The sequence below is a fragment of the Streptomyces sp. CB02261 genome, assembly GCF_001905665.1.
Classification (GTDB): domain Bacteria; phylum Actinomycetota; class Actinomycetes; order Streptomycetales; family Streptomycetaceae; genus Streptomyces.
Genome location: NZ_LIVX01000003.1, coordinates 24,532 through 49,706, shown reverse-complemented (window position 1 = coordinate 49,706; position 25,175 = coordinate 24,532). Strand labels below are relative to the sequence as shown.

23 protein-coding genes are annotated in these 25,175 nt (G+C 72.2%); 16 read left to right on the top strand and 7 right to left on the bottom strand.

The window, feature by feature from the left end:
• Positions 1–30: 30 nt before the first annotated feature.
• Together AMK29_RS10365 and AMK29_RS10360 are read left to right on the top strand one after the other, a co-directional pair.
• Positions 31–1,233, top strand: a complete 1,203-nt coding sequence (locus AMK29_RS10365) for a sensor histidine kinase (RefSeq protein WP_073812113.1) — start codon at positions 31–33, stop codon at positions 1,231–1,233.
• A 17-nt stretch (positions 1,234–1,250) separates the two neighbouring features.
• Positions 1,251–1,925: a response regulator gene (locus AMK29_RS10360; RefSeq protein ID WP_073810919.1), complete on the top strand. Its 675-nt coding sequence runs from the start codon at positions 1,251–1,253 to the stop codon at positions 1,923–1,925.
• 40 nt (positions 1,926–1,965) lie between these two features.
• Here the strand turns inward: AMK29_RS10360 and AMK29_RS10355 are convergent, their stop codons facing one another.
• Positions 1,966–3,051 (bottom strand): DUF5937 family protein, encoded by a 1,086-nt coding sequence (locus tag AMK29_RS10355; protein ID WP_073810916.1) that lies wholly within the window; start codon positions 3,049–3,051, stop codon positions 1,966–1,968.
• A gap of 99 nt (positions 3,052–3,150) precedes the next feature.
• Between AMK29_RS10355 and AMK29_RS10350 the strand changes: the two genes are divergently transcribed.
• A complete protein-coding gene (locus AMK29_RS10350) occupies positions 3,151–3,360 on the top strand; it encodes a hypothetical protein (protein WP_073810913.1) in 210 nt (69 codons plus the stop codon).
• A gap of 102 nt (positions 3,361–3,462) precedes the next feature.
• On the opposite strand, the gene AMK29_RS10345 is transcribed toward AMK29_RS10350, so the two are convergent.
• Entirely contained in the window at positions 3,463–4,611 is a 1,149-nt protein-coding gene (locus AMK29_RS10345) for a threonine aldolase family protein (RefSeq protein ID WP_073810910.1), read from the bottom strand.
• Positions 4,612–4,919: 308 nt separating this feature from the next.
• Here AMK29_RS10345 and AMK29_RS10340 point away from each other — a divergent pair, with 308 nt between their 5' ends.
• The 10 genes from AMK29_RS10340 (at position 4,920) to AMK29_RS10295 (ending at position 12,997) form a co-directional block, all read left to right on the top strand.
• Positions 4,920–5,876 (top strand): Rossmann-like and DUF2520 domain-containing protein, encoded by a 957-nt coding sequence (locus AMK29_RS10340; protein ID WP_073810907.1) that lies wholly within the window; start codon positions 4,920–4,922, stop codon positions 5,874–5,876.
• Complete coding sequence (panC, locus tag AMK29_RS10335) at positions 5,873–6,937, top strand: pantoate--beta-alanine ligase (protein WP_073810905.1); 1,065 nt, start codon at positions 5,873–5,875, stop codon at positions 6,935–6,937. The genes AMK29_RS10340 and panC overlap by 4 nt, the downstream gene beginning before the upstream one ends.
• A complete protein-coding gene (locus tag AMK29_RS10330) occupies positions 6,934–8,631 on the top strand; it encodes an L-aspartate oxidase (protein WP_073810903.1) in 1,698 nt (565 codons plus the stop codon). Before panC ends, AMK29_RS10330 begins: the two co-directional genes overlap by 4 nt.
• Positions 8,628–9,647, top strand: coding sequence for a carboxylating nicotinate-nucleotide diphosphorylase (gene nadC / locus AMK29_RS10325; protein WP_073810901.1), 1,020 nt, complete (start codon positions 8,628–8,630; stop codon positions 9,645–9,647). Before AMK29_RS10330 ends, nadC begins: the two co-directional genes overlap by 4 nt.
• Positions 9,647–10,453, top strand: coding sequence for a type III pantothenate kinase (locus tag AMK29_RS10320; RefSeq protein ID WP_073810899.1), 807 nt, complete (start codon positions 9,647–9,649; stop codon positions 10,451–10,453). The genes nadC and AMK29_RS10320 overlap by 1 nt, the downstream gene beginning before the upstream one ends.
• 191 nt (positions 10,454–10,644) lie before the next feature.
• The gene (locus AMK29_RS10315) at positions 10,645–11,217 is read left to right on the top strand and encodes a hypothetical protein (RefSeq protein WP_198942231.1); all 573 of its coding nucleotides are present in this window, start codon (positions 10,645–10,647) and stop codon (positions 11,215–11,217) included.
• Between the two features lie 14 nt (positions 11,218–11,231).
• Entirely contained in the window at positions 11,232–11,411 is a 180-nt protein-coding gene (locus AMK29_RS10310) for a hypothetical protein (protein ID WP_073810895.1), read from the top strand.
• Positions 11,412–11,541: 130 nt separating this feature from the next.
• A complete protein-coding gene (locus tag AMK29_RS10305) occupies positions 11,542–11,961 on the top strand; it encodes a BlaI/MecI/CopY family transcriptional regulator (protein WP_073810893.1) in 420 nt (139 codons plus the stop codon).
• 9 nt (positions 11,962–11,970) lie between these two features.
• Entirely contained in the window at positions 11,971–12,516 is a 546-nt protein-coding gene (locus tag AMK29_RS10300) for an amino-acid N-acetyltransferase (RefSeq protein ID WP_073810891.1), read from the top strand.
• Between the two features lie 145 nt (positions 12,517–12,661).
• Positions 12,662–12,997: a histone-like nucleoid-structuring protein Lsr2 gene (locus AMK29_RS10295; RefSeq protein WP_073810889.1), complete on the top strand. Its 336-nt coding sequence runs from the start codon at positions 12,662–12,664 to the stop codon at positions 12,995–12,997.
• Here the strand turns inward: AMK29_RS10295 and AMK29_RS10290 are convergent.
• Positions 12,976–13,566, bottom strand: a complete 591-nt coding sequence (locus AMK29_RS10290; RefSeq protein WP_073810886.1) for an SCO3374 family protein — start codon at positions 13,564–13,566, stop codon at positions 12,976–12,978. The two genes, AMK29_RS10295 and AMK29_RS10290, sit on opposite strands and share 22 nt — an antisense overlap.
• A gap of 463 nt (positions 13,567–14,029) precedes the next feature.
• Here AMK29_RS10290 and AMK29_RS10280 point away from each other — a divergent pair, with 463 nt between their 5' ends.
• On the top strand, positions 14,030–16,552 hold the full coding sequence (locus AMK29_RS10280; RefSeq protein WP_073810884.1) for an ATP-dependent Clp protease ATP-binding subunit: 2,523 nt from the start codon (positions 14,030–14,032) through the stop codon (positions 16,550–16,552).
• Positions 16,553–16,654: 102 nt separating this feature from the next.
• On the opposite strand, the gene AMK29_RS10275 is transcribed toward AMK29_RS10280, so the two are convergent.
• A complete protein-coding gene (locus tag AMK29_RS10275; RefSeq protein ID WP_073810882.1) occupies positions 16,655–19,414 on the bottom strand; it encodes an NACHT domain-containing protein in 2,760 nt (919 codons plus the stop codon).
• Positions 19,415–19,889: 475 nt separating this feature from the next.
• Here AMK29_RS10275 and AMK29_RS10270 point away from each other — a divergent pair, with 475 nt between their 5' ends.
• A complete protein-coding gene (locus tag AMK29_RS10270; RefSeq protein ID WP_073810879.1) occupies positions 19,890–20,591 on the top strand; it encodes a M23 family metallopeptidase in 702 nt (233 codons plus the stop codon).
• Positions 20,592–20,627: 36 nt separating this feature from the next.
• On the opposite strand, the gene AMK29_RS10265 is transcribed toward AMK29_RS10270, so the two are convergent.
• Positions 20,628–21,185 (bottom strand): TetR/AcrR family transcriptional regulator, encoded by a 558-nt coding sequence (locus tag AMK29_RS10265; RefSeq protein ID WP_073810876.1) that lies wholly within the window; start codon positions 21,183–21,185, stop codon positions 20,628–20,630.
• Between the two features lie 102 nt (positions 21,186–21,287).
• Between AMK29_RS10265 and AMK29_RS10260 the strand changes: the two genes are divergently transcribed.
• A complete protein-coding gene (locus tag AMK29_RS10260; protein WP_073810873.1) occupies positions 21,288–22,868 on the top strand; it encodes an MDR family MFS transporter in 1,581 nt (526 codons plus the stop codon).
• A gap of 154 nt (positions 22,869–23,022) precedes the next feature.
• Here the strand turns inward: AMK29_RS10260 and cseC are convergent, their stop codons facing one another.
• Together cseC and cseB are read right to left on the bottom strand one after the other, a co-directional pair.
• The gene (gene cseC / locus AMK29_RS10255; RefSeq protein ID WP_073810871.1) at positions 23,023–24,342 is read right to left on the bottom strand and encodes a two-component system sensor histidine kinase CseC; all 1,320 of its coding nucleotides are present in this window, start codon (positions 24,340–24,342) and stop codon (positions 23,023–23,025) included.
• A gap of 8 nt (positions 24,343–24,350) precedes the next feature.
• The gene (gene cseB / locus AMK29_RS10250) at positions 24,351–25,046 is read right to left on the bottom strand and encodes a two-component system response regulator CseB (protein ID WP_073810868.1); all 696 of its coding nucleotides are present in this window, start codon (positions 25,044–25,046) and stop codon (positions 24,351–24,353) included.
• Positions 25,047–25,175 lie beyond the last annotated feature (129 nt).

Genomic DNA, 25,175 nt, shown 5'->3' with positions numbered 1-25,175 from the left:
CACCTGTTGCTCTTCCCTACTCTGGGTGACGTGCAGCGCCTCTACGACTTCATCCGCAGACACCCGACGGGCGTCGACACCTTCTGGGCGGTCGTCCTCTTCGGGTTCTCCCTGCTGTGGGTGGGGAACACCTACCCGGCGGTCGGCAACCCCGCCGCGTACGGAGTCGTCGCCGCGCTGCTGTCCCTGGTCGTGGCGCTGCGGCGGCGCGCACCGGAGAAGATGCTGGTGCTCGCGGTCGCCCTCGGGCTCTTCCAGCTCGGTCTGGGGCTCGAGCCGTTCCTGGCCGACTTCGCCATGCTCGTCATCATCTTCACGGTCGCCGCGCACGACGGACCCCGCTGGGGCTCCCGCCTCGCCCTCGTGGGCGGCCTCTGCGCGTCTCCGCTCGCCGCGCTGAGATGGCCGATCACGGACCCCTCCTCGGGGCCCGCCAAGGTCTTCTTCGTCGTCATCATGACCGTGCCGTTCGTGCTGGCCTGGGTCCTCGGCGACTCGCTCCGCACCCGCCGCGCCTACTTCGCGCAGCTGGAGGAGCGGGCCTCCCGCCTGGAGAAGGAGCGCGAGGCCCAGGCCAAGGTCGCGGTCGCCGCCGAGCGGGCCCGGATCGCCCGCGAGCTGCACGACGTCGTCGCGCACAACGTGTCGGTGATGGTGGTGCAGGCCGACGGCGCCGCCTATGTCATGGACTCCTCCCCCGAGACCGCCAAGCAGGCCCTGGAGACCATCTCCACCACCGGTCGGCAGGCGCTCGCCGAGATGCGCAGACTCCTCGGCATCCTGCGCACCGGGGAGCACCAGGAGGCCGGGGAGTACGTGCCGCAGCCCGACGTGCAGCAGATCGAGGACCTCGTCGAGCAGGTGCGGGGCGCCGGGCTCACCGTCGACTTCGCGATCGAGGGGAGCCCCCGCCCGCTGCCCAGCGGCGTCGAGCTCACCGCGTACCGGATCGTGCAGGAGGCCCTCACCAACACGCGCAAGCACGGCGGTCCCGACGTCGGTGCCAGCGTCCGGCTGGTGTACTTCGACGACGGCCTCGGGCTGCTCGTCGAGGACGACGGCCGGGGGGCGCCGCAGGAGATGTACGAGGACGGCGGAGCCGACGGCCGGGGCCACGGACTCATCGGCATGCGGGAGCGGGTCGGCATGGTCGGCGGCACGCTGGACGCGGGTCCGCGTCCCGGCGGAGGCTTCCGGATCAGCGCCCTGCTCCCCCTCAAGCCCGCCCACTGACGACTCGAAGGAAACTGATGTCCATCCGCGTGATGCTTGTCGACGACCAGGTGCTGCTGCGCACTGGCTTCCGTATGGTGCTCGCCGCCCAGCCGGACATGGAGGTCGTGGCGGAGGCGGGCGACGGCGTCGAGGCCCTGGAGGTGCTGAGGTCGACGGCGGTCGACGTCATCCTGATGGACGTGCGCATGCCCAAGCTCGACGGGGTGGAGACGACCCGGCGGATCTGCTCGCAGCCGGACGCCCCGAAGGTCCTGATCCTGACCACCTTCGACCTCGACGAGTACGCCTTCTCCGGGCTGAAGGCGGGCGCGAGCGGCTTCATGCTGAAGGACGTGCCGCCGGGGGAGCTGCTGAGCGCGATCCGCTCGGTGCACAGCGGCGACGCGGTGGTGGCGCCCTCGACCACCCGGCGCCTGCTCGACCGTTTCTCCCCGATGCTGCCGTCGTCGGGCAAGGAGCCCGAGCACAAGGAGCTGGGGCGGCTCACGGACCGGGAGCGCGAGGTGATGATGCTGGTCGCGCAGGGCCTGTCGAACGGCGAGATCGCCGCCCGGCTCGTCCTGTCGGAGGCGACGGTGAAGACCCACGTGGGGCGCATCCTGACCAAGCTGGGCCTCCGCGACCGGGTCCAGGTCGTCGTCCTCGCCTACGAGACGGGCCTGGTCAGGGCGGGCGGCGGGGCCGGCTGAGCCGTGCCGGGCGGGACTTTACGGACCCGGCCGGGGGCGCTCAGCGCAGCACGCTCTCCAGGAAGTCGCTGCCGAGGCGTGCGACGACCGACACGTCGAGCTGGTGGAGGACGTACCGGCCGCGCCGCTGGGTGATGATCAGCCCCGCCTTCTTCAGGACGGCGAGGTGGCGGGAGACCTCCGGGGCGGTGATGTTGTACGCGTCGGCCAGCTCGCTCGTCGTGCTGGACCCCCGGGCGAGACTGCGGCAGAGCCGCATCCGCATGGGGTGGGCGACGGCCTCCAGGCGCAGCGTGACCGCCTCGACGGAGGCCGCGCCGCCGAGGTCGCGGTCGGCGACGGGGTACTGGATGACGGGCTGCCAGCCCGGGGTGTAGAGGGCGAAGAGGTGCGGCCAGCCGAACGCCGTCGGCAGGAACGTCACCGCCGAGGCCTCGGCCGTCCGCCCCTGGACCAGCTTGTCGACGACGATCCGGGAGCCCCGTCCGTCCTCCTCCAGGGCCATCGCGGGCGAGGCGGCGGTGACGGCCTCGGCCAGGCCCTTGCGGCGCATCAGCTCCGTCTTGTGCCGGGCGTCGGCGGCCAGCTGGATCCGCACCCGGCGCCAGGTGTCGGAGAAGAACGCCTCGTCGCAGTCCTCGAGGAGCCGGCGGATCCACGCGCGCGTACCGGGCGGATCGGCCAGCATCCGCTCCACGAAGGCGCTCTGCCGAGGCCCGCGCGCGGCGGCCAGGTCGAGGGCGCGGCGGCGCATCGGCTCGTCGACGAGCGGGGAGGGGGCGCCGTGCGGGTACTTGCTGTTGCAGGAGATCTCCAGCGCGGCGCCCACGAACTTCTCGTCGTCCATGAGGTCGAGGTCGTCCAGCTCCTCGGCGAGGGTCTCGCGGGGCCGCGCCGGCAGCAGGATGTCCGAGCGGGTGGTGTTCCACATGAAGTCGGCCTCGTGCAGCCGGTCCGCGAGCTCAGGCTTCAGCGCCGCCGCCGTCGTGGTGGTCCAGGCGTGGAGCCGGGCGTGGTGTGCGGGCTCGGCCAGGGCGTGCAGGGCGGCGCCCAGCTCCGCCAGGGGCGAGGGGCAGAAGGTGATCCGCTCGGGCGGCAGTCCGGTGATGTCGATGGTCACGCTCACGCGTCCATGGTGCGGGGTGGGGCGGGGGCGGGTCGCCCCGTTTGACGGGGGCCGTCAATCGGCGGGACCGGCCGTGCCGGTGCCGCGCACCGTGAGGGCATGAACGCGCTGCACCAGTACCTCTTCGACACCTACCGCGCCGAGCGGCTCGGCGAACCGATGCCACCGGCGCCGGGCACCTGTGACGTCTCCCTGCTGCGGGCCGTCCGCGACCGCCGGCGGTTCGAGCGCGTGGTGGCGGGCCGCCTCGCCCGGGGCGGGACGCGCGCCGCCGTGCGCCGGTGGTGGCGCCGGCGCGCCTCCTCGTGAGCCGGGCGCCTCCCGGTGCGCCCGGCTGCCGCTCCACGCGAGCCGCACGACCCGCCCGGCCCGCGCGCCCCTCGCCCGCGGGCGCCCCTCAGGCGAGCGCTTCTACGCGAGCCGCGACAGGAAGTCCCGTACCGCGGCCTTCACGTCCTCCGCCGTCCACTCCAGGCCCGGTTCCGCCACCGTCAGTTCCGTCACCGAGACCCCCGGCGGGCCGCCCGCCCCCGGAGCGGACCAGCGGCGGAAGAGGACCGTGCCGGTGGACTCGGTCTGGGCGACGGACGCCCGCGTCAGGGTCTCGGGGTCGTACGGCAGCCAGACCTGGAACTGATGGGTGTGCGGGGTCTCGGGGTGCACCCGGAACCAGCCCGTCCCCGACTCCGTGAGGGCCTCCCGCACCGCGTCGGCCACCACGCGCGCGTGGGCCACGTACGAGGGCAGCCGGGGCAGCTCGACCTCCAGGCCCCGGAGCGCGGAGAGCGCCGCCGGGTACTCCTGGAAGACCTGGCCGCCGTACCGGTGCCGCCACACCCGTGCCTCCGCCATGACGTCCTCGGGGCCGGCGAGCGCGGCACCGGACAGCCCGCCGAGGGACTTGTAGAACGAGACGTAGACGCTGTCGGCGAGCCCCGCGATCTCCGCGAGCGGCCGGCCCAGGAACGCGGGGCACTCCCAGAGCCGGGCCCCGTCGAAGTGGACCACCGCGTCCCGTTCCCTGGCCGCCTCCACCGTCCCGGTCAGCTCGTCCCAGGTCGGCAGCACGAAGCCGGCGTCCCGCAGCGGCAACTCCAGCATCAGCGTCCCGAAGGGCTCCGGGTGGTCCCGTACCTCCTCGGCCGTCGGCAGCCGGGGCGCGTCGGTGGGGTGGACCGTGCGGAGCCCCGAGACGGCCGCGAGCGCCCCGCCCTCGTGGACCTCGGGGTGGGCGAGCGGGTGGAGGGCGACGACGGGGCTGCCCGTGCGTCCCGCCCAGCAGCGCAGCGCCACCTGCTGGGCCATCGTGCCGGTGGGGAAGAAGACGGCGGCGGGCAGACCGAGCGTCGCGGCCACGCGCAGCTCCAGCTCCTCGACCAGGCCGTCCCCGTACGCGTCGGGCGGCCCCTCCGCGAGCCCGGACGCCTCCGCCCATTCGGCGAGCGCACGCAGGCGCGTGCCGACCGTTCCGTCCACCGGGGCGTGCCACAGCTTCCGTTCGGCGCCGCCCCAGACCTTCGCCCGGTGACGCCGGGCCGCTTCCTCGTCCACAGGATCCATGGGCCGATCATCACACCACCGCCCGCACCCACCACCCCGGCTCCCGCGCCCACCGCACCATCCCAGCTCCCGCACCCACCGCACCATCCGGGCTCCCGCCCCCACCACCCCAGCGCCCGCACCACCACCCCAGCGCCCGCACCACCACCCCAGCCCCCACCCGTCCTCCGCACTCGAAGCCCGGCTCGCGCACGCACCCCCCGCCCACACCCCCTGTGGACAGCCACCGGGCGGGCGAAACGCTGGCGTAGCATGACCAGAAATCGTCCGGTACCCGCCGAGGACTGGAACGGAAGGCCGTCCCCACCGTGAACGCACCAGCAGCGCCAGAGCCCCGAGCCGAGGACCGACCCGCCCGGCTCACCGTCGGAGTCGTCGGCGCCGGCCGTGTCGGCCCCGCCCTCGCCGCCTCGCTCCAGCTCGCCGGGCACCGCCCCGTCGCCGTCTCCGCCGTCTCGGACGTGTCCCGCCGGCGCGCCGCGGCCCTCCTGCCCGACGTCCCCGTCGTCGAGCCCGCGCGGGTCCTCGCCCTCGCGGACCTGGTCCTGCTGACCGTGCCGGACGACGCCCTGCCCGGTCTCGTCGAGGGCCTCGCCGACACCGGGGCCGTACGGCCGGGACAGCTGCTCGTGCACACCTCCGGACGGTACGGCGTACAGGTCCTCGACCCCGCCCGCCGGGCCGGCGCCCTGCCGCTCGCCCTGCACCCCGCGATGACCTTCACCGGCACCGCCGTCGACGTCCAGCGACTCGCCGGCTGCTCCTTCGGGGTGACCGCGCCCGAGCAGCTGCGGCTCGCCGCGGAGGCGCTGGTGATCGAGATGGGCGGCGAGCCCGAGTGGATCGCCGAGGAGGCCCGCCCGCTGTACCACGCGGCCCTGGCCCTCGGCGCGAACCACCTAGTCACCCTCGTGGCCCAGTCGATGGAGCTGCTCCACAAGGCCGGGGTCGGCGCGCCCGACCGGATGCTGGGGCCGCTCCTGGGCGCCGCCCTGGACAACGCCCTGCGGTCCGGCGACTCGGCCCTCACCGGCCCCGTCGCGCGCGGTGACGCCGGCACGGTCGCCGCCCACGTCGCGGAGCTCCGCAAGCACGCGCCCGGCACCGTCGCCGGCTATCTGGCGATGGCCCGCACGACCGCCGACCGGGCGCTCGCGCACGGCCTGCTCAAGCCCGAGCTGGCCGAGGACCTGCTGGGGGTGCTCGCCGACAGCGCGGTGGGCACCACCGGGCCCGCCGACGGGCCGCAAGGAGACGACCGATGAGCCTGTCCGCCCGCACGAGCGCCGGGAGCGGGCAGCCCGTCCGGCACCCGGCCCCGCTCCTCCCCACGGTCGGGGACCTCGCGGAGGCCGTCGCCGCCCGACCGGCCGGCGGCGTCGCCGTGGTCATGACGATGGGCGCCCTCCACGAGGGCCACGCCACCCTGATCCGGACCGCACGCGCGCGTGTCGGCGCGCAGGGCTTCGTCGTCGTGACCGTCTTCGTCAACCCGCTCCAGTTCGGCGCGGGCGAGGACCTCGACCGCTACCCGCGCACCCTCGACGCCGACCTGCTGCTGGCCGCGGAGGCGGGCGCGAGCGCCGTCTTCGCGCCCTCCGTCGACGAGGTCTACCCGGGCGGGGAGCCCCAGGTCCGGATCACCGCAGGGCCCATGGGCGAGCGCCTCGAAGGCGCCTCGCGGCCCGGACACTTCGACGGCATGCTGACCGTCGTCGCCAAGCTCCTCCACCTCACCGGCCCCGACCTGGCCTTCTTCGGCCAGAAGGACGCCCAGCAGCTGGCCCTGATCCGCCGGATGGTCCGCGACCTGAACTTCCCGGTCGAGATCGTCGGCGTGGACACCGTCCGCGAGACCGACGGCCTCGCCCTCTCCAGCCGCAACCGGTACCTGTCGGCCGACGAGCGCCGTACCGCCCTCGCGCTCTCCCGCGCGTTGTTCGCCGCCGGTGACCGGCTCGCCGCCCAGGAGGCGCTGCGCGCGCGTGCCGCGTCCCTGCCGGGCGCCCAGGGCCGGTCCGAGAACCGCGCCGAGGCGCTGTCCCGGCTCGGCGAGGCACGGGCCGCCGCCGACGCCCACGCGGTCGCGCAGGCCGTCGAGGGCGGCTGCGCCGGGGCCGTACGGGCGGCCGCCCGCTCCGTCCTCGACGACGCGACCAGGGCGGAACCGCCGCTCATCCTCGACTACCTGGCCCTCGTCGACCCGGCCGACTTCACCGAGGTCGCCGACGATCACGACGGGGAGGCGATCCTCGCCGTCGCCGCGCGCGTGGGGAGCACGCGGCTCATCGACAACATCCCCCTGACCTTCGGAGCCACCAAGTGACCGGAATACGGCTGCACGCGCCCGCGCCGGGCTGGGCCATCGACGCCGACGTCGTCGTGGTCGGCTCCGGCGTCGCGGGCCTGACCGCCGCCCTGCGCTGCACCGCCGCCGGGCTCCGTACGGTCGTCGTCACCAAGGCACGCCTCGACGACGGCTCCACCCGCTGGGCCCAGGGCGGCATCGCCGCCGCGCTCGGTGAGGGCGACACCCCCGAGCAGCACCTCGACGACACGCTCGTCGCCGGTGCCGGGCTCTGCGACGAGCGGGCCGTCCACGCCCTCGTCACCGAGGGCCCCGACGCCGTCCGCCGCCTCATCGCGACCGGCGCCGACTTCGACAAGACCGCCGACGGCGAGATCGCGCTGACCCGCGAGGGCGGCCACCACCGCCGCCGGATCGCGCACGCGGGCGGGGACGCCACCGGCGCCGAGATCTCCCGCGCCCTGGTCGAGGCGATACGGGACCGGGGCGTGCGCACCATCGAGCACGCCCTCGTCCTGGACCTCCTGACGGACTCCGAGGGCCGTACGGCCGGTGTGACCCTGCATGTCATGGGCGAGGGGCAGCACGACGGCGTCGGCGCCGTCCACGCGCCCGCGGTGGTCCTCGCCACCGGCGGCATGGGGCAGGTCTTCTCCGCCACCACGAACCCGGCCGTCTCCACCGGCGACGGCGTCGCGCTCGCCCTGCGGGCCGGGGCCGAGGTCTCCGACCTGGAGTTCGTCCAGTTCCACCCCACGGTGCTTTTCCTCGGCGCCGGCTCCGAGGGCCAGCAGCCGCTGGTCTCCGAGGCGGTGCGGGGGGAGGGCGCCCATCTGGTCGACGCCGACGGCGTCCGCTTCATGACCGGGCAGCACGAGCTGGCCGAGCTGGCGCCCCGGGACATCGTCGCCAAGGGGATCATGCGCCGGATGCAGGAGCGGGGCACCGAGCACATGTACCTCGACGCCCGCCACTTCGGCGCCGAGATGTGGGAGCAGCGCTTCCCGACGATCCTCGCGGCCTGCCGTTCCCACGGCATCGACCCGGTGACGGAGCCGATCCCGGTCGCCCCCGCCGCCCACTACGCCTCCGGCGGCGTCCGCACGGACCTCCGCGGCCGCACCACCGTCCCCGGCCTGTACGCGTGCGGCGAGGTCGCCTGTACGGGTGTCCACGGCGCCAACCGGCTCGCCTCGAACTCCCTCCTGGAGGGCCTGGTCTTCGCCGAGCGGATCGCCGAGGACATCACGGCCGCCGCCCCGCGCGTGCCGGGCGCCCCGGTGCCCCACCCGGTCCCGGTGACCCTGCCGCTGCCCGTGGCGGGCGCCCGGACCCGTATCCAGCGGGTCATGACGGCCGGTGCGGGCGTGCTGCGCTCCGAGGCGAGCCTGCGCGAGGCCGCAGAGGCCCTCGACGCCCTGCACGGCGACGCCCTCGCGGGCGGCACCGACGACAGCAAGGCGGGCGAGCCGGGGGTCGACTCCTGGGAGACCACCAACCTGCTGTGCGTGGCCCGGGTCCTGGTCGCCGCCGCCCGCCGCCGCGAGGAGACCCGCGGCTGCCACTGGCGCGAGGACCACCCGGACCGCGACGACACGGACTGGCGCCGCCATCTCGTCGTACGCCTCACGCCGGAGCGGACCCTCGACGTCCGGACGACCGGCACGCATGACTTCCCCCCCACCTCCGATGCCCCCAGGGAGCCGAAGTGACCACGCCCGAGGAAGCCCGTCCCGAGCCCGTGGACGTCCCTCTGATCCAGATCAGCGCCTCCCCGGCGGCCGAGGAGACCGGTGGCTGCGGCGACGGCTGCGGCTGCGGCGGCGAGGAGTTCGAGTGCGGGCTCGACCCGGCGCTCGCCGAGCTGCTCGCGGACGCCGGTCTCGACCCCGTCCAGGTCGAGGACATCGCCCACCTCGCGATCGCCGAGGACCTCGACGGCGGGGTCGACGTCACGACCGTGGCGACCGTCCCCGAGGACGCCGTCGCCACCGCGGACTTCGCCGCCCGCGAGGCCGGTGTCGTCGCAGGGCTGCGGGTCGCCGAGGCCGTGCTGTCCATCGTCTGCGCGGACGAGTTCGAGGTGGAGCGGCACGTCGAGGACGGCGAGCGGGTCGAGGCCGGAGACGTCCTCCTGAGCGTCACCGCCCGCACCCGCGACCTGCTCACCGGCGAGCGCAGCGCGCTCAACATCCTGTGCCGCCTCTCCGGCATCGCCACCGCCACGCGCGCGTGGGCGGACGCCCTGGAGGGCACGAAGGCGAAGGTCCGCGACACCCGCAAGACGACGCCGGGCCTGCGCGCCCTGGAGAAGTACGCGGTCCGCTGCGGCGGCGGCGTCAACCACCGCATGTCGCTCTCCGACGCGGCCCTCGTGAAGGACAACCACGTGGTGGCGGCCGGCGGCGTGGCCGAGGCCTTCAAGGCCGTGCGCGAGCTGTTCCCCGAGCTGCCGATCGAGGTCGAGGTCGACACCATGCACCAGGTCCGCGAGGTCCTGGACGCGGGCGCCGACCTGATCCTGCTCGACAACTTCACTCCGGCCGAGACCGAGGAGGCCGTCGCCCTCGTCGCGGGCCGCGCGGCCCTGGAGTCCTCGGGCCGGCTGACCCTGGAGAACGCGGCGGCGTACGCGGCGACCGGTGTGGACTACCTGGCGGTCGGCGGGCTGACCCACTCCTCCCCGATCCTCGACATCGGCCTCGACCTGCGCGAGGTGCGGGCCTGATGCTGCTCACCATCGACGTCGGCAACACGCACACGGTCCTCGGTCTCTTCGACGGTGACGAGATCGTCGAGCACTGGCGGATCTCCACCGATCCGAGCCGCACCGCCGACGAGATGGCGGTCCTGCTCCAGGGCCTCATGGGCATGCACCCCCTGCTCGGCGTCGAGCTGAGCGACGGCATCGAGGGGATCGCCATCTGCGCGACGGTCCCCTCGGTGCTGCACGAGCTGCGCGAGGTGACGCGGCGGTACTACGGGGACGTACCCGCGGTCCTGGTGGAGCCCGGCGTCAAGACGGGCGTGCCGGTCCTCACGGACAACCCCAAGGAGGTCGGCGCGGACCGCGTGATCAACGCGGTCGCCGCCGTCGAGCTCTACGGCGGTCCCGCGATCGTCGTCGACTTCGGCACGGCGACGACGTACGACGCGATCACCGCGCGCGGCGAGTACGCGGGCGGGGCCATCGCGCCGGGCATCGAGATCTCGGTCGAGGCGCTCGGGGTGAAGGGGGCCATGCTCCGCAAGATCGAGCTGGCCCGGCCGCGCAGCGTGATCGGGAAGAACACGGTCGAGGCGATGCAGTCGGGCATCGTCTACGGCTACGCGGGCCAGGTCGACGGTGTGGTCGCCCGGATGAAGCGGGAGCTCGTCGGCGCGAACGGCGACCCGTCGGACGTGACGGTGATCGCCACCGGCGGTCTGGCGCCGATGGTCCTCGCCGACTCCAAGGAGATCGACGAGCACGAGCCCTGGCTGACGCTGATCGGCCTCCGCATGGTCTACGAGCGGAACGTCTCCCGCATGTGAGGCCCCGGGGGGCGTCTCGTCGAGCGGCCGGGCTCACGCCCGGCCGGGCGGTTCGTGCCCCGTCGACGAGGGGGCGCCCGGCGGCTCGGTCGCGGGCCCTCACCGGCGCGCCGTAATGATCGCTAAGAGAAAATTGTCCGATTAGCGCGTATCGTCGCCCCATGCCCACGCCATACGGATCCCGCGGCGGCATGGCGTTCAGCGCGGACGAGCTGCGTGTGCTCCGCCGTGCCCTCGCCATCGCCCTCCACCCAGCCCCCCTCCAGGACGAGGACGTCCAGGACGCGCTGCGCCTGGCCGAATCCGTGGACGAAGCCGTACGCGAGGCCGGCCGGCTCCGCGCGTTCCTCCTCGACGACCTGGCCCGCTACCGCGAGGCCCTGCCCGGGTCCCTCAGCGGCTACCTGGAGCTGCTGGACGAGGCGCTCACCGCCGGGTGCGACCCCGCGGCCGACGACCTCGCCGCCCTCCGCGCGCTGCGCCGCAACCCCGCGGCGGCCGCGATGCTCGCCCGCTGCCAGATCCTCGCCGAGCGCTCCGTGCGCGCCCGCCTGGCCCGTGTCTCCCAGGCCACCTCCACCTCGGCGGCCGTCGCGCCCCGGGCCCGGCTGCTCGTCCTGTCCGGCGGGCGCTCGGCGGGCGACGAGCCCAAGCCGACGCCGCCCACGCCGGCCGAGCGCCCGGTCCCCAAGCCCTCCGAGGTGTTCCCGCCACGCCGGAGGCCCGTACCCCCGCCCCCGCCCGAGGAACGGGTCGCGGGCTAGCTACCCTGGTCGCCATGGACTACGTATCCGCGCTCCTGCCCCCCGTCGTGATGGCCGCGTTCTTCATCGCCCTCGTGGTCGTCATCGTGAAGAGCCAGGGAGGCACGAACAAGGCCAAGGAGGACGCGGTCGTGGACGCCGCCCTCGCCCGCGCCGAGGCCACCCGCCAGACGGACGGCACCCCCGCCGGCTGAGCCCCTGCCGCCCTCCGGGGCGGCGGACGTGGCACCCGGGACGTACGACCCTCGTGGTCGTACGTCCTTTTTGTTGCGTTTCTTTCCCTCAATGAGCGCTCATTGGCGTTTTGCGATCTAAAGTGACAGTGTGCCCCGTCCTTTGGGAGAGCTCGAAGACGCCGTCATGACGCGCGTCTGGCAATGGAACCGTCCGGTGACCGTCCGCGAAGTTCTGGAGGACCTTCAGCAGGAACGGTCCATCGCCTACACCACCGTCATGACCGTCATGGACAATCTCCATCAGAAGGGCTGGGTCCGCAGGGAAGTCGAGGGCCGTGCCTATCGATATACGGCGGTCTCCACCCGCGCCGCATACGCGGCGGCCCTGATGAACGAGGCATGGGCCCGGAGTGACAACCCCGCCGCGGCGCTCGTCGCCTTCTTCGGCATGATGTCGCAGGACCAGCGCGAGGCCCTGAACGACGCCATCCGTATCGTCCAGCGCGATACGCCCCTCGCCGCCCCGCCCGAGGAGGGCGCCGACGAATCCGGGGTCCGGGAGCGATAGCGTCCCCCCATGTCGCCGTCTGCTTCCCCGGCCGCCTCCGCGGCCTCCGCCAAAGCCGTCACCGTACGCAGGGCCCGCACCGGAGATGTCGCCGCCGTCCGCCGTCTCGTCGACCCGTTCGTCCGGCGGGGCATCCTGCTCGACAAGGCGACCGTCACCCTTTACGAGTCCATCCAGGAGTTCTGGGTGGCGGAACGCGACGAGGACGCCACCGTCGTCGGCTGCGGCGCCCTCCATGTGATGTGGGAAGACCTCGCGGAAGTCCGTACTCTCGCCGTCGATCCCGAGTTCAAGGGGGCCGGCGTCGGACATCAGGTGCTGGACAAGTTGTTGCACACGGCCCGATGGCTCGGGGTGCGGCGGGTATTCTGCCTGACCTTCGAAGTCGACTTCTTCGCGAAGCACGGCTTCGTCGAGATCGGCGAGACCCCGGTCGACGGAGATGTCTACAGTGAGCTCCTGCGTTCCTATGACGAGGGAGTCGCCGAGTTCCTCGGTCTCGAACGAGTGAAGCCGAACACCTTGGGCAACAGTCGGATGCTTCTGCACCTGTGATCCGGAACCCCCAGCCGGAACCCTATGTCCGAATCGCGCACGTTTCCCGCGTTGCCGGGCTTCTGAACCTCTGCCAGGGGTTTGTGTTTTTCCGGGAAAAGCGGTTTCCTTTCCGCGTACTGCATTTTCGATGAAAGGAAATCCGGTGGCACAGAAGGTTCAGGTCCTTCTTGTCGACGACCTCGACGGCGTCGAGGCGGACGAGACCGTGACGTTCGCGCTGGACGGCAAGACCTACGAGATCGACCTCACCACCGCCAACGCGGAAAAGCTCCGTGGCCTGCTCGAGCCGTACACCACGAGCGGTCGTCGCACCGGTGGCCGCACCACCGGTGGACGCGGCAAGGGCCGCGCCGTGGCGACGGGCAGCCAGGACACCGCGAAGATCCGCGCGTGGGCCAAGGACAACGGCTACAACGTGAACGACCGCGGCCGCGTGCCCGCCGACATCAAGGCGGCCTACGAGGACGCGAACCGCTGAGGCGACAGCTGCTGAGCCGCCGGACCCCCGGTCCGGGCACTCAGCAGCCGGACCCGATGGCACTCCGCCGCGGCGGCGGCCACGAGACGCACCAGACACGGGGCAGCCGCACCGCCCCACGGCGCGGACCGCAGCGCCGGCAGCGAGGACTCGACCTCGCGACCCGGTGCCGGGGCCCGCAGCCACACGGCGCCGCCCGGCGTGCCGGAGCCGCCCCGCCCCGGGGGAAGGGGCGCGGCCATCCGGCCGTCGGCGCCCAGGGCCGCGAGATCGAGCGAGATCCCGCCCCACTCCAGCCAGTCGAGCAGGCCCGGTAGCTCCTCCGCGCTCCCCGCGGCCACGAGCAGCCGCATCCGGCGCCCGAGCAGGGCCACCGGCCCCGTGGCGGGACCGACCCGGCGCAGCACGCCGCGGCCGGCCGCGGCGGGCAGATCCAGGACGTCGAACCGCAGCCCCGTGACCAGCTGCACCGGCGGGCCGGCCACCGTCGCCCAGCCGAGCTGGTCCTCGTACCACCCCGCCGGACCACCGTCGAGCGGCGTGCGGGGAGGCGGGACGGAGAAGGGCATGCACGGGGAACTCCCGCGAAGGCGCGTCGGTTACGGCCCGGCGGTGACGCACCGTCCCCTCCCGGACGCGCAAGGTGTCCGGAATGGGGCGTAAGAGTGCGCTCGGCAGCGCAAGGGTGTTCGCTGGTAGCGGAGGGAACCGGGGTGCGCCGCATGGAGTGTCAGTGCTTACGGGTAAGACATTCCTAGTGGAGAGGGGCGAGTCGCGGGCTTCGGCGTCTCACGTTCGCCATCGGCGTAGTGAAGGCGTGGCTAACTACTTGGCCTGCGGGAACATCGTCTCGCACCATCGGGTTGGAGCATTTGTCGGCTGTTCGGCAGCAGGTCTCCCCGCTGAAGAGGGGGTGATCCGGACGGATGTCGGCAGTTGGAATGAGCGGTCCCCGCTTGCGGGACTAAGCTGCGGAAGGACAGGGAGGGGATCGACCCCTAACTGACTGACCGCTCTGAGGAGCGATTAACGATGTTCGAGAGGTTCACCGACCGCGCGCGGCGGGTTGTCGTCCTGGCTCAGGAAGAAGCCCGGATGCTCAACCACAACTACATCGGCACCGAGCACATCCTTCTGGGCCTTATCCACGAGGGTGAGGGTGTCGCCGCTAAGGCCCTGGAGAGCCTCGGGATTTCGCTCGAGGCGGTCCGCCAGCAGGTTGAGGAGATCATCGGGCAGGGGCAGCAGGCCCCGTCCGGGCACATCCCCTTCACCCCGCGTGCCAAGAAGGTCCTGGAGCTGTCGCTCCGCGAGGCCCTCCAGCTCGGCCACAACTACATCGGCACCGAGCACATCCTGCTCGGCCTGATCCGCGAGGGCGAGGGCGTCGCCGCCCAGGTCCTCGTGAAGCTGGGCGCCGACCTCAACCGGGTGCGGCAGCAGGTCATCCAGCTGCTCTCCGGCTACCAGGGCAAGGAAGCCGCCACCGCCGGCGGTCCTGCCGAGGGCACCCCCTCGACGTCCCTGGTCCTCGACCAGTTCGGCCGCAACCTCACCCAGGCGGCCCGCGAGTCCAAGCTCGACCCGGTCATCGGGCGCGAGAAGGAGATCGAGCGGGTCATGCAGGTGCTGTCCCGCCGCACCAAGAACAACCCGGTGCTGATCGGCGAGCCCGGCGTCGGCAAGACCGCCGTCGTCGAGGGCCTGGCGCAGGCCATCGTCAAGGGCGAGGTGCCCGAGACCCTCAAGGACAAGCACCTCTACACCCTGGACCTCGGCGCGCTGGTCGCCGGATCCCGCTACCGCGGTGACTTCGAGGAGCGCCTGAAGAAGGTCCTCAAGGAGATCCGCACCCGCGGCGACATCATCCTGTTCATCGACGAGCTCCACACCCTCGTGGGTGCGGGCGCCGCCGAGGGCGCGATCGACGCCGCCAGCATCCTCAAGCCGATGCTGGCCCGCGGTGAGCTCCAGACCATCGGCGCCACGACGCTCGACGAGTACCGCAAGTACCTGGAGAAGGACGCGGCCCTCGAGCGCCGATTCCAGCCCATCCAGGTCGCCGAGCCGTCGCTGCCGCACACGATCGAGATCCTCAAGGGTCTCCGTGACCGGTACGAGGCCCACCACCGGGTCTCCATCACCGACGAGGCCCTCGTCCAGGCCGCGACCCTGGCCGACCGGTACATCTCGGACCGCTTCCTCCCGGACAAGGCGATCGACCTGATCGACGAGGCCGGCTCCCGGATGCGCATCCGCCGGATGACCGCGCCGCCGGACCTCCGCGAGTTCGACGAGAAGATCGCCGGCGTCCGCCGCGACAAGGAGTCCGCGATCGACTCGCAGGACTTCGAGAAGGCCGCCTCGCTCCGTGACAAGGAGAAGCAGCTCCTCGCCGCGAAGGCCAAGCGCGAGAAGGAGTGGAAGGCCGGCGACATGGACGTCGTGGCCGAGGTCGACGGCGATCTGATCGCCGAGGTCCTCGCGACCGCCACCGGCATCCCGGTCTTCAAGCTGACCGAGGAGGAGTCCAGCCGCCTGCTCCGCATGGAGGACGAGCTCCACAAGCGCGTCATCGGGCAGAAGGACGCCGTCATCGGCCTCTCGCGGGCCATCCGCCGTACGCGGGCCGGTCTGAAGGACCCGAAGCGCCCCGGTGGCTCGTTCATCTTCGCCGGTCCGTCCGGTGTCGGTAAGACCGAGCTTTCCAAGGCGCTCGCCGAATTCCTCTTCGGCGACGAGGACGCGATGATCTCCCTCGACATGTCGGAGTTCAGCGAGAAGCACACGGTTTCCCGTCTCTTCGGTTCGCCGCCCGGATACGTCGGCTACGAAGAGGGCGGCCAGCTCACCGAGAAGGTGCGCCGCAAGCCGTTCTCCGTCGTTCTCTTCGACGAGGTCGAGAAGGCCCACCCCGATATCTTCAATTCCCTTCTCCAGATCCTGGAGGACGGTCGCCTGACCGACTCCCAGGGCCGGGTCGTGGACTTCAAGAACACGGTCATCATCATGACGACCAACCTCGGGACCAGGGACATCTCGAAGGGCTTCAACCTGGGCTTCGCCGCCCAGGGCGACACGAAGTCCAACTACGAGCGGATGAAGGCGAAGGTCAGCGACGAGCTGAAGCAGCACTTCCGCCCGGAGTTCCTCAACCGTGTGGACGACGTCATCGTCTTCCCGCAGCTGACGCAGGACGACATCCTCCAGATCGTCGACCTGATGATCGGCCGCGTCGACGAGCGCCTCAAGGACCGGGACATGGGCCTCGAGCTCTCCCAGTCCGCGAAGGAGCTGCTCGCCAAGAAGGGTTACGACCCGGTGCTCGGCGCCCGTCCGCTCCGCCGGACGATCCAGCGCGAGATCGAGGACACGCTGTCGGAGAAGATCCTCTTCGGCGACCTGCGCCCCGGTCACATCGTGGTCGTGGACACGGAGGGCGAGGGCGAGGAGCGCGCGTTCACCTTCCGCGGCGAGGAGAAGACGGCTCTGCCGGACGCCCCGCCGATCGAGGCGACGGGCGGCACGGGCCCGAACCTGTCGAAGGACGCGTGACACACGCGCTGAGCGTGTGACGCCGAAGGGGCGGCCCCGGGACCTGATGGTCCCGGGGCCGCCCCTTCGTATGAGGTCAGGAGGTGGTCACCTCGTGCGGGGTCAGGAGGTGGCCACCCGGACCTGGGGTGGGAGGTGCTCGGTGCCGGTGACTTCGGCCCGTGCGGGGACGTACAGCCGCCCCAGCTCGTGAAGGGGTGCGAGCGGGGCCACGTCCCATCGGGCGCCGGGCCCCGCGTGGAGAACGAGGCGGTGGAGGCGGGGGAAGAGGTCGGCGATCAGCCGGAAGGGCGGATCGGCGAGGCCGACTTCCAGTTCGAGCGCGATCATCCGCGGCAGCCGGAGCGCCGAGAGCGCACCGAGCACCCGGCGTCCCGTGACGACGCCGATCACTCGGAGCCTTTCCACGCCGGGCAGCAGGGGTCGGAGGAGCGCGAGGCCGTGCTCGCCGATCCCCTCCCTGATGTCCAGGTACCCGGGCCGCAGGCCGAGCCGCACGAGAGCGGCGGCCTGCTCGTCGGTCGCGACGGTGTAGGCGAGGCCGTCCGGGGCGAGGCCCGCGATGACCTCCTCGGCGTACTGGTCCGGATCGAAGCGGGACCACCCCCAGACGAGTTGGGAACGGACCAGGAGGGCGGGGTGGCCGGCGAATCGGGCCAGGTAGGGGATCGCCGCGTCGGAGGCGACATGGGTCGCCGTCGTCACCGCCATCTGGGCCTCCGCGTCGCCCAGCCCCTCCGGTCCGGGCAGCAGGTCGAGGACCAGTCGGCCCACCGCCGCGAGTTCCCGCGCCTCGTGCGGGGTGCGGGGCGGGATCACCTCCGCCGCGCGGGCCAGGACCTCGTCCCGGACCTCGGGTGCCACCTCCGTCGCGTGGTCCAGGGCGGTCGCCGCCAGTGTCACGAGGCGCAGCCGGGCGCGCCGGTCCTGGCTGCCGGCCGCCGCGGTCAGCAGCTCGCGCAGGATCTCGGCGCACTCCCGCGGCCGCGCGTGGCCCACCGCCATGCGGATGACGTCCTCCCACTGGTCGTCCGTGGCGTGCTCGACCAGGACGCCGATGTCCCAGCTGTCCACCAGGGCCTTCGCCGCCAGGTAGTCCTGGAACGTGCGGTGGACGAACTCGACCGTGTCCGCCGCAGGCTCGCGCAGGAGGCCGCTGCGGTGGAGGAGGTGGGTGAAGACCGTCTCCGGGGGGTGCGCCGCGGCCTCCTGGACCGCCGGGAGGGCCTCGGTGACGATCGCCTTCGCGTGGTCGCGGTCCATCTGCGTCCGGCCGTTGCGCGTCAGCCAGTACGCGAGCCGCTGGATCAGCTGGATCTGCGGGGCCTCGTCGAGGGTGATCCCGTACGGGGTGCCCATGTCCCGCTCGCGGTCGCGCCGGGCGAGCAGCAGGGAGAGCGCGGCCTCGTAGAGCGCCTTGCGGCCGCGGGGGAGGTAGCCGCGCCGGTCGCGGTGGAGGGCGCAGATGAGGCCGCACATGAGGGGGTTGGTGGCGAGCTGGGCCACGTGCTCGGTGGTGCGGAGGGCGTCGAGGAGCGGCTGCTCGAAGGGGGCGGCGTCCGGCCCGGCAGCCCGGTGCCAGCGGTGTACGAAGGTGGTGACCTCCGTACGGGTCATGGGGGAGAGCGTCAGCTCGGTGAAACCGTCGCCGGCCAGCCAGTCGTCGCGTACGGCCGTGGGGCGCGAGGTGACGAGCCAGCGGTTGCCGTCGTAGGTGTCGAGGAGGCCGCGCAGCCAGTCGCGGGCGCGGGCCCGCTCCCCCTCGGGGATCTCGTCGATGCCGTCCACGAGGACCAGGCCCCGGCCGGCGGCCAGGACCCGGTCGGCCCAGCCGTCGGGCGGGGTGAGCGGGCAGCCGGCCGTGGCGAGGAAGAGGTCCGGTGAGGGCAGGCGCTCGCCGTGGCGGGTGAGGGTGCGCAGGGGGAGGACGAAGGGGATGCGGCCCCGGAGGTACGCCATGCCTTCCGGCTGTCCTTCGGCCGCTGCCGAGACCGTCAGCCACTGGACGAGCGTGGTCTTCCCGGAACCGGCCAGTCCGCGCAGGAGGATCCTGTCGTGGCGGGTGAGGGCGAGGTCGGCGCGGAGGGGGGCGGGGTCCCGCTGCCAGGCCACGTGTGCCGCTTCCTCGTCGAACGGGAGGGCGTCTTCCCGGCCCGTCGCCTCCAGCGACAGATACGCCATGTCCAGCGGCCACCGGTCGGGCGTCTCGTGCAGGTCGATGCCGTAGATCGTCAGGCGGCCGTGCTTCTTCGCCAGGTGTGCCAGGTACCGCCGTTCGAACTCCGCGTCCCGTCCGTCGATCCGTGGCGTCCGGCGGATGACCTCGTCCATCTTCGCGATGAGCTCGGCCTGGCCGCGGGTCTGTTCCACCAGGCCGCGGGCGACGAAGGTCGGGCGCTGGGTGAAGAACTCCAGGATGTGGAGGCAGGCCCACTCGGTCATCGACTCCAGGTAGAGCACGGAGTCGGTGGAGAGGCCGTCGGGGGCCGGGGCGGCCGCGCGCAGTCGGCGGGCGAGGTCCTGGTGGCCCATCCGCACCGCCTGGACGTCGTCCATGTCGAGGTCGCCGAGGGCGAGGAGCGTGGCGGCGAGGGTGTCGGTGACGGCCCCCGTCTCGTCGGCGGGGAAGGGGGTCTCGCCGGGGCCGCTGCCCGAGCGTTCGACGAGGGTCGTCGCGAGCCTGCGGACGTCCTTCTCCGTCAGCGTGCGCTTCTCGCCGCGGAAGGAGACGAGGCCGGAGAGCCGGACCTTGGGCGCCGTGCCCGTGAGACCCGCTCCGGGTGCGTCGCTGACCAGCAGTTTCTTCAGGAGCGGGCCGATCGCCGCCGAGGCGAGGCGCGTGCCGATGAGTGCCGGTTCCATGTGTGTCCCCCCGTGGTTCCCGAAGCGGTCAGCGTAGTGCGGGACGGCCGTCTAGGCGGCTCGGTCGCGTGACCCAGATCCCATCCGCGCCCCGCGTCTGGTGACAAGGCGCACAGGCGTTTTGAGGGGTACTAGCCGCATTAGTGGTGCCCATAGGTGTTGATTCTGGACGTTCAGGGCCAAACCGTCGGGACTTTGGTCCCAGAGGGTCCCGAACCGGACGAGAGGCGGCGTTTTCGGCGGTTCCGGGCACGGGTGACATGCAGATAAACCGGTTTCCTTGTGCCGGTATGTCCGATTTCGAAGGTGCCACGGGAGGTCGTCAAGAGCTGAACTTCCGCGGAGATCGCTACGACGTCATGTCGTAGATGGGGTGTTTTGGGCTGGATGGGAGTCCGGGTTACCAAGGATGAGCAAGCCCGACGGAACGCACCGTTCACGCCGGGTCCCGTACTTCCCGGAGGTTTTCCCCCGTATGTCGAAGCGCGTCATGAACCCCGCCGCCCGTGCCACCGCTGTCGCTCTCGCCGCCGCGGGCCTGGGGGCGACGATGGTGACCGGAGCAGGGTCCGCCTTCGCCGCCGAGGGCAAGGCCGCCGCCCCGGTCGCGGTCACCGCATCCGCCGCCGTCGCCGCCCAGGCCGAGACCCAGGCCCACGCAGCCGCTCAGGTCAAGGCCGCCGCCGCGAAGGCCACCGCCGCCAAGCAGGTCGCCGTCAAGAAGGCCGCCACGAAGGTCGTCGCCGCGAAGAAGGCCGCGTCCTGGGTCAAGCCGGTCGCCACGTACACCCTGACCGCCAGCTACAACCAGGGCGGCGCCATGTGGGCCCACAAGCACTCCGGCCAGGACTTCGCCGTCCCGGTCGGCACCCCGGTCAAGGCCGCGGGTGCGGGCACCGTCGTCAAGGCCGGCCCCAACGGCGGCGGCGACGGCCCCGCGTACGGCAACGCGATCGTCGTCAAGCACGCCAACGGCACGTACTCGCAGTACGCCCACCTCTCGAAGATCAAGGCGCACGTCGGCCAGAAGGTCGCCGCCGGTCAGCAGATCGCCCTCTCGGGCAACACCGGCAACTCCTCCGGCCCCCACCTCCACTTCGAGATCCGTACGACCCCGAACTACGGCTCCGCCGTGAACCCGGCCGCCTTCCTGCGGTCCCACGGCGTCTCCATCTGAGCTTCCGCCACCCCGGCGTGAGCTTCCGAGCTCCCGCTAGCCGGCCCCGTGGGCCTGGTTCAGCAGATCGAGGGCGACCTCGAGGACGGCCTCGCGCTTCTCCTCGGTGTCGCCCTCGACGTTGTCCATGAAGAACATCCCGGCGTGCAGCGTGAAGATCGCACTGACGCAGCGCACCCGGTCGCGCACGGCGAAGTCGGGCTCCTGGATCAGACCGCTCAGTTCCAGCATCCGCTCCTTGAAGGTCAGGCCGATGCTCAGCTCGCGGACGGCCGCCTGGTTCTCCTGCATGAAGCGGAACAGCGGGTACGCGCTGATCAGGGATTCCTGGTAGCGGCGCAGGATCTCCTCCCTGACCTCCAGCGTGCGGGGCTGCTCCCGCGCCCAGGCGATCAGCTCGTCCACGGGCCGGGTGAGGTCCTGGAAGATGCCGATGATGATGTCTTCCTTGGTCTTGAAGTGGTAGTAGAGCGCGGCCTTGGTGACATCGAGGTGCTCGGCGATCTCCCGCAGCGAGGTCTTCTCGTACCCCTGCTCGGCGAAGAGGTGCAGGGCCACGTCCTGGATGCGCTGGCGGGTGTTGCCTCGGGCCATGGCTGCTCTCCACTTTCCAGAAAACTTACTTGACGACCGGCTAGTTACGGGCCTACCGTCCCCCAGTGTAGTAACTAGCCGGGCGGCAAGTAAGGGAACGAGATGACGACACAAGCCACAGCGAAGCCGGCGCAGGGGGACTCGGAGCACAGGCCACGCAGTGTCCGCGTCGTCCTCCTCGCCCTGATGATCGCGATGCTCCTCGCGATGCTGGACAACATGATCATCGGCACCGCGATGCCGACGATCGTCGGCGAACTCGGCGGCCTGGAGCACCTCTCCTGGGTCGTCACCGCCTACACCCTGGCCACCGCCGCCTCCACCCCCCTCTGGGGCAAGGTCGGCGACATGTTCGGCCGCAAGGGCGTCTTCCTGACCTCGATCGTGATCTTCCTGATCGGCTCGGCGCTCAGCGGCATGGCCCAGGACATGGGCCAGCTCATCGGCTTCCGTACCATCCAGGGCCTCGGCGCCGGCGGCCTCATGGTCGGTGTGATGGCGATCATCGGCGACCTGATCCCGCCCCGCGAGCGCGGCAAGTACCAGGGCATGATGGCCGGCGTGATGGCCCTCGCCATGATCGGCGGCCCCCTCGTCGGCGGCACCATCACCGACCACTGGGGCTGGCGCTGGTCCTTCTACATCAACCTGCCGCTCGGCGCCGTCGCCCTCGCCATGGTCACCACCGTCCTGCACCTGCCCAGGAAGCAGCGGGCCCGGGGCACCCGGATCGACTTCCTCGGCGCGGCCCTGCTCACCGTCGGCATCACCGCGATCGTCCTGGTCACCACCTGGGGCGGTACGGAGTATGCCTGGGGCTCGGCCACCATCGTCGGCCTCGCGGTCGGCGGCTCCGCGGCGCTCGCCGCCTTCCTGTACGTCGAGACGCGGGCGAGCGACCCGATCATGCCGCTGCACATCTTCCGCAGCCGCAACTTCACGGTCATGTCGCTGATCGGCTTCATCACCGGCTTCGTGATGTTCGGCGCGGTCCTCTACCTGCCGATCTTCCAGCAGTCCGTCCAGGGCGCCTCCGCGACCAACTCCGGCCTGCTGCTCCTGCCGATGCTGCTCGCGATGATGGTCGTCTCACTGCTCGTCGGCCGGTTCACCACGAGCACCGGCAAGTACAAGATCTTCCCGATCGTCGGCGGCGCGCTGATGACGACCGGCCTCTTCCTGCTCTCCACGATGGACACCGGCACCTCGCGGCTGGTCTCCGGGGTCTGGATGGCGCTCCTCGGCGCCGGCATGGGCTTCCTGATGCAGATCACGATGCTCGTCGCGCAGAACAGCGTCGAGATGAAGGACATGGGCGTCGCCTCGTCCTCCACCACCCTCTTCCGGACGCTCGGCTCCTCCTTCGGCGTCGCGATCATGGGCGCGCTCTTCACGAGCCGCGTCCAGGACGAGATGGCCGCCCGCGGCGGGTCCGGGCTCACCGAGCGGACCGCCCAGCTCGACGCGGCGAGCCTGGCCAAGCTGCCGGAGGCGCTCCGCGAGGCCTACCAGCACGCCGTCGCCTCAGGCACGCACGGCGCCTTCCTGGTCGCCGCCGCGGTCTCCGTCCTCGGCTTCCTCCTCGCCTTCCTCGTCAAGGAGGTGGCGCTCCGCGGCGCCGGGCCCGCCCCGGCCCCGAAGGCTACGGACGGCGACGACGCGAAGGTCGCCGAGACGGTCTGACCTCGCGGCGCCGTGGATACGACAAGGGTGGGGCCGGTCCCGGAAGGGGACCGGCCCCACCCTTGTCTCGTACGGGCCGGGCCCGGCGTAGGACGGGGCCGGACCCGGCGGGTGACGGGACCTGCCGGCCCCACCGCCGTTCTTCCCTCACGCCTCAGTCGGTCGCCGGCCGCAGTATCGGGAAGCTGCCCGTGTTCGTCGGCGCGTGGTCCGGCAGCCAGAGGACCGCGATGGCGCCGCCCACCCCGTTCGGCTCCCGCTCCGAGGCCACGTTCCGGAAGGTCAGCCGGGCGCCGAGGACCCGGGCCTGGCCCGACGCGATCGTGAGGCCCAGGCCGTGGCCCTGGCCCGCGCGGTCGCTCGACCCCGTACGGAACCGGCTCGGGCCCTCCTTGAGGAGCGCCTCCGGGAAGCCCGGCCCGTGGTCGCGGACCCGGACGACCCGCCCCTCGACCGTGACCTCCACCGGCGTGCTGCCGTGCTTGGCGGCGTTCGCGAGGAGATTGCCCAGGACGCGTTCCAGGCGCCGCGGGTCGGTGTTCACCCAGGACTCGTGGACGACCCGGACGGCGACCTCCGGGTCCAGGGCCCGCACCCGCCGCTCCACGAACTCGCCGAGCGCGATCTCCTGGAGTTCCGCCCGCTCGGACGCGCTGTCGAGCCGCGCCACCTCCAGCACGTCCTCGACCAGCGTCCGCATCGCCTGCGCCCGGTCCCGTACGAGCTCGGTGGGACGCCCGGGCGGCAGCAGCTCGGCCGCCGTGAGCAGCCCCGTCACCGGGGTGCGCAACTCGTGCGCGATGTCCGCGGTGACCCGCCGCTCGGCCTCGATCCGTTCGTTGAGGGCGTCGGTGAGGGCGTCGACCGCCCACGCCAGGTCGTCGGTCTCGTCCCGGACGACCCCGCCGACGGCCTCCCTGACCCGTACCTCCGTGTTCCCCTGCGCGACCCGGCCGGCCGCGACCGCCGCCTTCCGCAGCCGCCGCGAGAGCTGACCGCCGATGAGAACACCGAGCGCGCAGCCGCCGAAGACCACCGAGACCGAGCCGACGACGAGGGCCCGGTCCAGATCGTTCATGATCGTCGCGCTGCGGTCGGCGAAGGGGATGTGCAGCGAGAGCACGTCGCCGTTGGCGAGCGGCACGGCCGCCCACACGTCGGGCGGCCCGCCGTGCCGGTGCTCCTGCACGAACGTGCCCCGCCGCTTGTCCCGCATCAGCTGGTCGAGCTGGGCGGGCAGCGCCGGGTCGTTGATCTTCGTGCCGAAGCGCGGTTCCTTCGGCTTCGACGTCTCGTACAGCCGCTGCGCGAACAGCAGCCGCTCCATCTGCACCTCGCGCGCGTTGTCGAGCATCGAGATGCGGGCGGCGTTGTGCACGACCACGCTCAGGGTGACCGCGATCAGCGCGCCGACCGCGGCGATGGCGACGGCGATCTTCCAGCGGACGCCGGTACGGAGGGGAAGCAGCTTCACACCCGGCCCTAGCTCTTGAGCTTGTAGCCGAAGCCGCGGACCGTCTCGATCCTGTCCTGGCCGATCTTGGCGCGCAGCCGCTGCACATGGACGTCCACGACCCGGGTGTCGCCGCCCCAGCCGTAGTCCCAGACCCGCTCCAGGAGCTTGTCCCGGGACAGTACGGTGCCCGGCGCGGACGAGAACTCCAGGAGCAGCCGCATCTCGGTCGGGGTCAGCGCGACCGGCGCCCCGCCCCTGCGGACCTCCATGCCCTCGGTGTCGACCTCCAGGTCGCCGAAGACGAGGATCCCGCCGACGCCCGGCCCGTCGTCACCGTGCTCCCCCGCGCCCGCGTGGCCGAAGCGGCGCAGGACCGCGCGGATACGCGCCATCAGCACGGAGCCGTCGAAGGGCTTGGTGACGTAGTCGTCGGCCCCCGCCTCCAGGCCGAGGACGACGTCGATCGAGTCGGCACGCGCCGACAGCATGATCACCGGCACGGTCGACTCGTCCCGGATCCGCCGGCAGAGGCTGACCCCGTCCATGCCCGGCAGCATCACGTCGAGCAGGGCGATGTCCGGCCGCTGCGCCCGGAAGGCGTCCAGGCCGGAGAGCCCGTCGGGCACGGCCGTGACCCGGAAGCCGTCCCGCTCGAGGGCGAGCTGGGTGGCCTCACGGATGACGTCGTCGTCCTCGACGAACAGGACATGGGTCTCGGCCATCGTGCGTGCCCTCCGGGTCGTGCGCTGGTTCTGCGGTCGTGGGGTGGTGTACGGCTCTGGGGATACGGCTCCGGGGACACGCCCCGGCGTACGGCCCGGGGACACGCCCCGGCGTACGGCTCCGGGAGT

Excerpts from the sequence above, each read along its gene's own strand:
- AMK29_RS10345 (WP_073810910.1), bottom strand. The coding sequence starts at position 4,611 with ATGGATCCTGTGGACGAGGAAGCGGCCCGGCGTCACCGGGCGAAGGTC.
- AMK29_RS10360 (WP_073810919.1), top strand. The coding sequence starts at position 1,251 with ATGTCCATCCGCGTGATGCTTGTCGACGACCAGGTGCTGCTGCGCACT.
- AMK29_RS10300 (WP_073810891.1), top strand. The coding sequence starts at position 11,971 with ATGTCGCCGTCTGCTTCCCCGGCCGCCTCCGCGGCCTCCGCCAAAGCC.
- AMK29_RS10310 (WP_073810895.1), top strand. The coding sequence starts at position 11,232 with ATGGACTACGTATCCGCGCTCCTGCCCCCCGTCGTGATGGCCGCGTTC.
- AMK29_RS10315 (WP_198942231.1), top strand. The coding sequence starts at position 10,645 with ATGGCGTTCAGCGCGGACGAGCTGCGTGTGCTCCGCCGTGCCCTCGCC.
- AMK29_RS10280 (WP_073810884.1), top strand. The coding sequence starts at position 14,030 with ATGTTCGAGAGGTTCACCGACCGCGCGCGGCGGGTTGTCGTCCTGGCT.
- AMK29_RS10275 (WP_073810882.1), bottom strand. The coding sequence starts at position 19,414 with ATGGAACCGGCACTCATCGGCACGCGCCTCGCCTCGGCGGCGATCGGC.
- AMK29_RS10260 (WP_073810873.1), top strand. The coding sequence starts at position 21,288 with ATGACGACACAAGCCACAGCGAAGCCGGCGCAGGGGGACTCGGAGCAC.
- AMK29_RS10265 (WP_073810876.1), bottom strand. The coding sequence starts at position 21,185 with ATGGCCCGAGGCAACACCCGCCAGCGCATCCAGGACGTGGCCCTGCAC.
- AMK29_RS10270 (WP_073810879.1), top strand. The coding sequence starts at position 19,890 with ATGTCGAAGCGCGTCATGAACCCCGCCGCCCGTGCCACCGCTGTCGCT.
- panC (WP_073810905.1), top strand. The coding sequence starts at position 5,873 with ATGAGCCTGTCCGCCCGCACGAGCGCCGGGAGCGGGCAGCCCGTCCGG.
- AMK29_RS10320 (WP_073810899.1), top strand. The coding sequence starts at position 9,647 with ATGCTGCTCACCATCGACGTCGGCAACACGCACACGGTCCTCGGTCTC.
- AMK29_RS10290 (WP_073810886.1), bottom strand. The coding sequence starts at position 13,566 with ATGCCCTTCTCCGTCCCGCCTCCCCGCACGCCGCTCGACGGTGGTCCG.
- AMK29_RS10350 (WP_073810913.1), top strand. The coding sequence starts at position 3,151 with ATGAACGCGCTGCACCAGTACCTCTTCGACACCTACCGCGCCGAGCGG.
- cseB (WP_073810868.1), bottom strand. The coding sequence starts at position 25,046 with ATGGCCGAGACCCATGTCCTGTTCGTCGAGGACGACGACGTCATCCGT.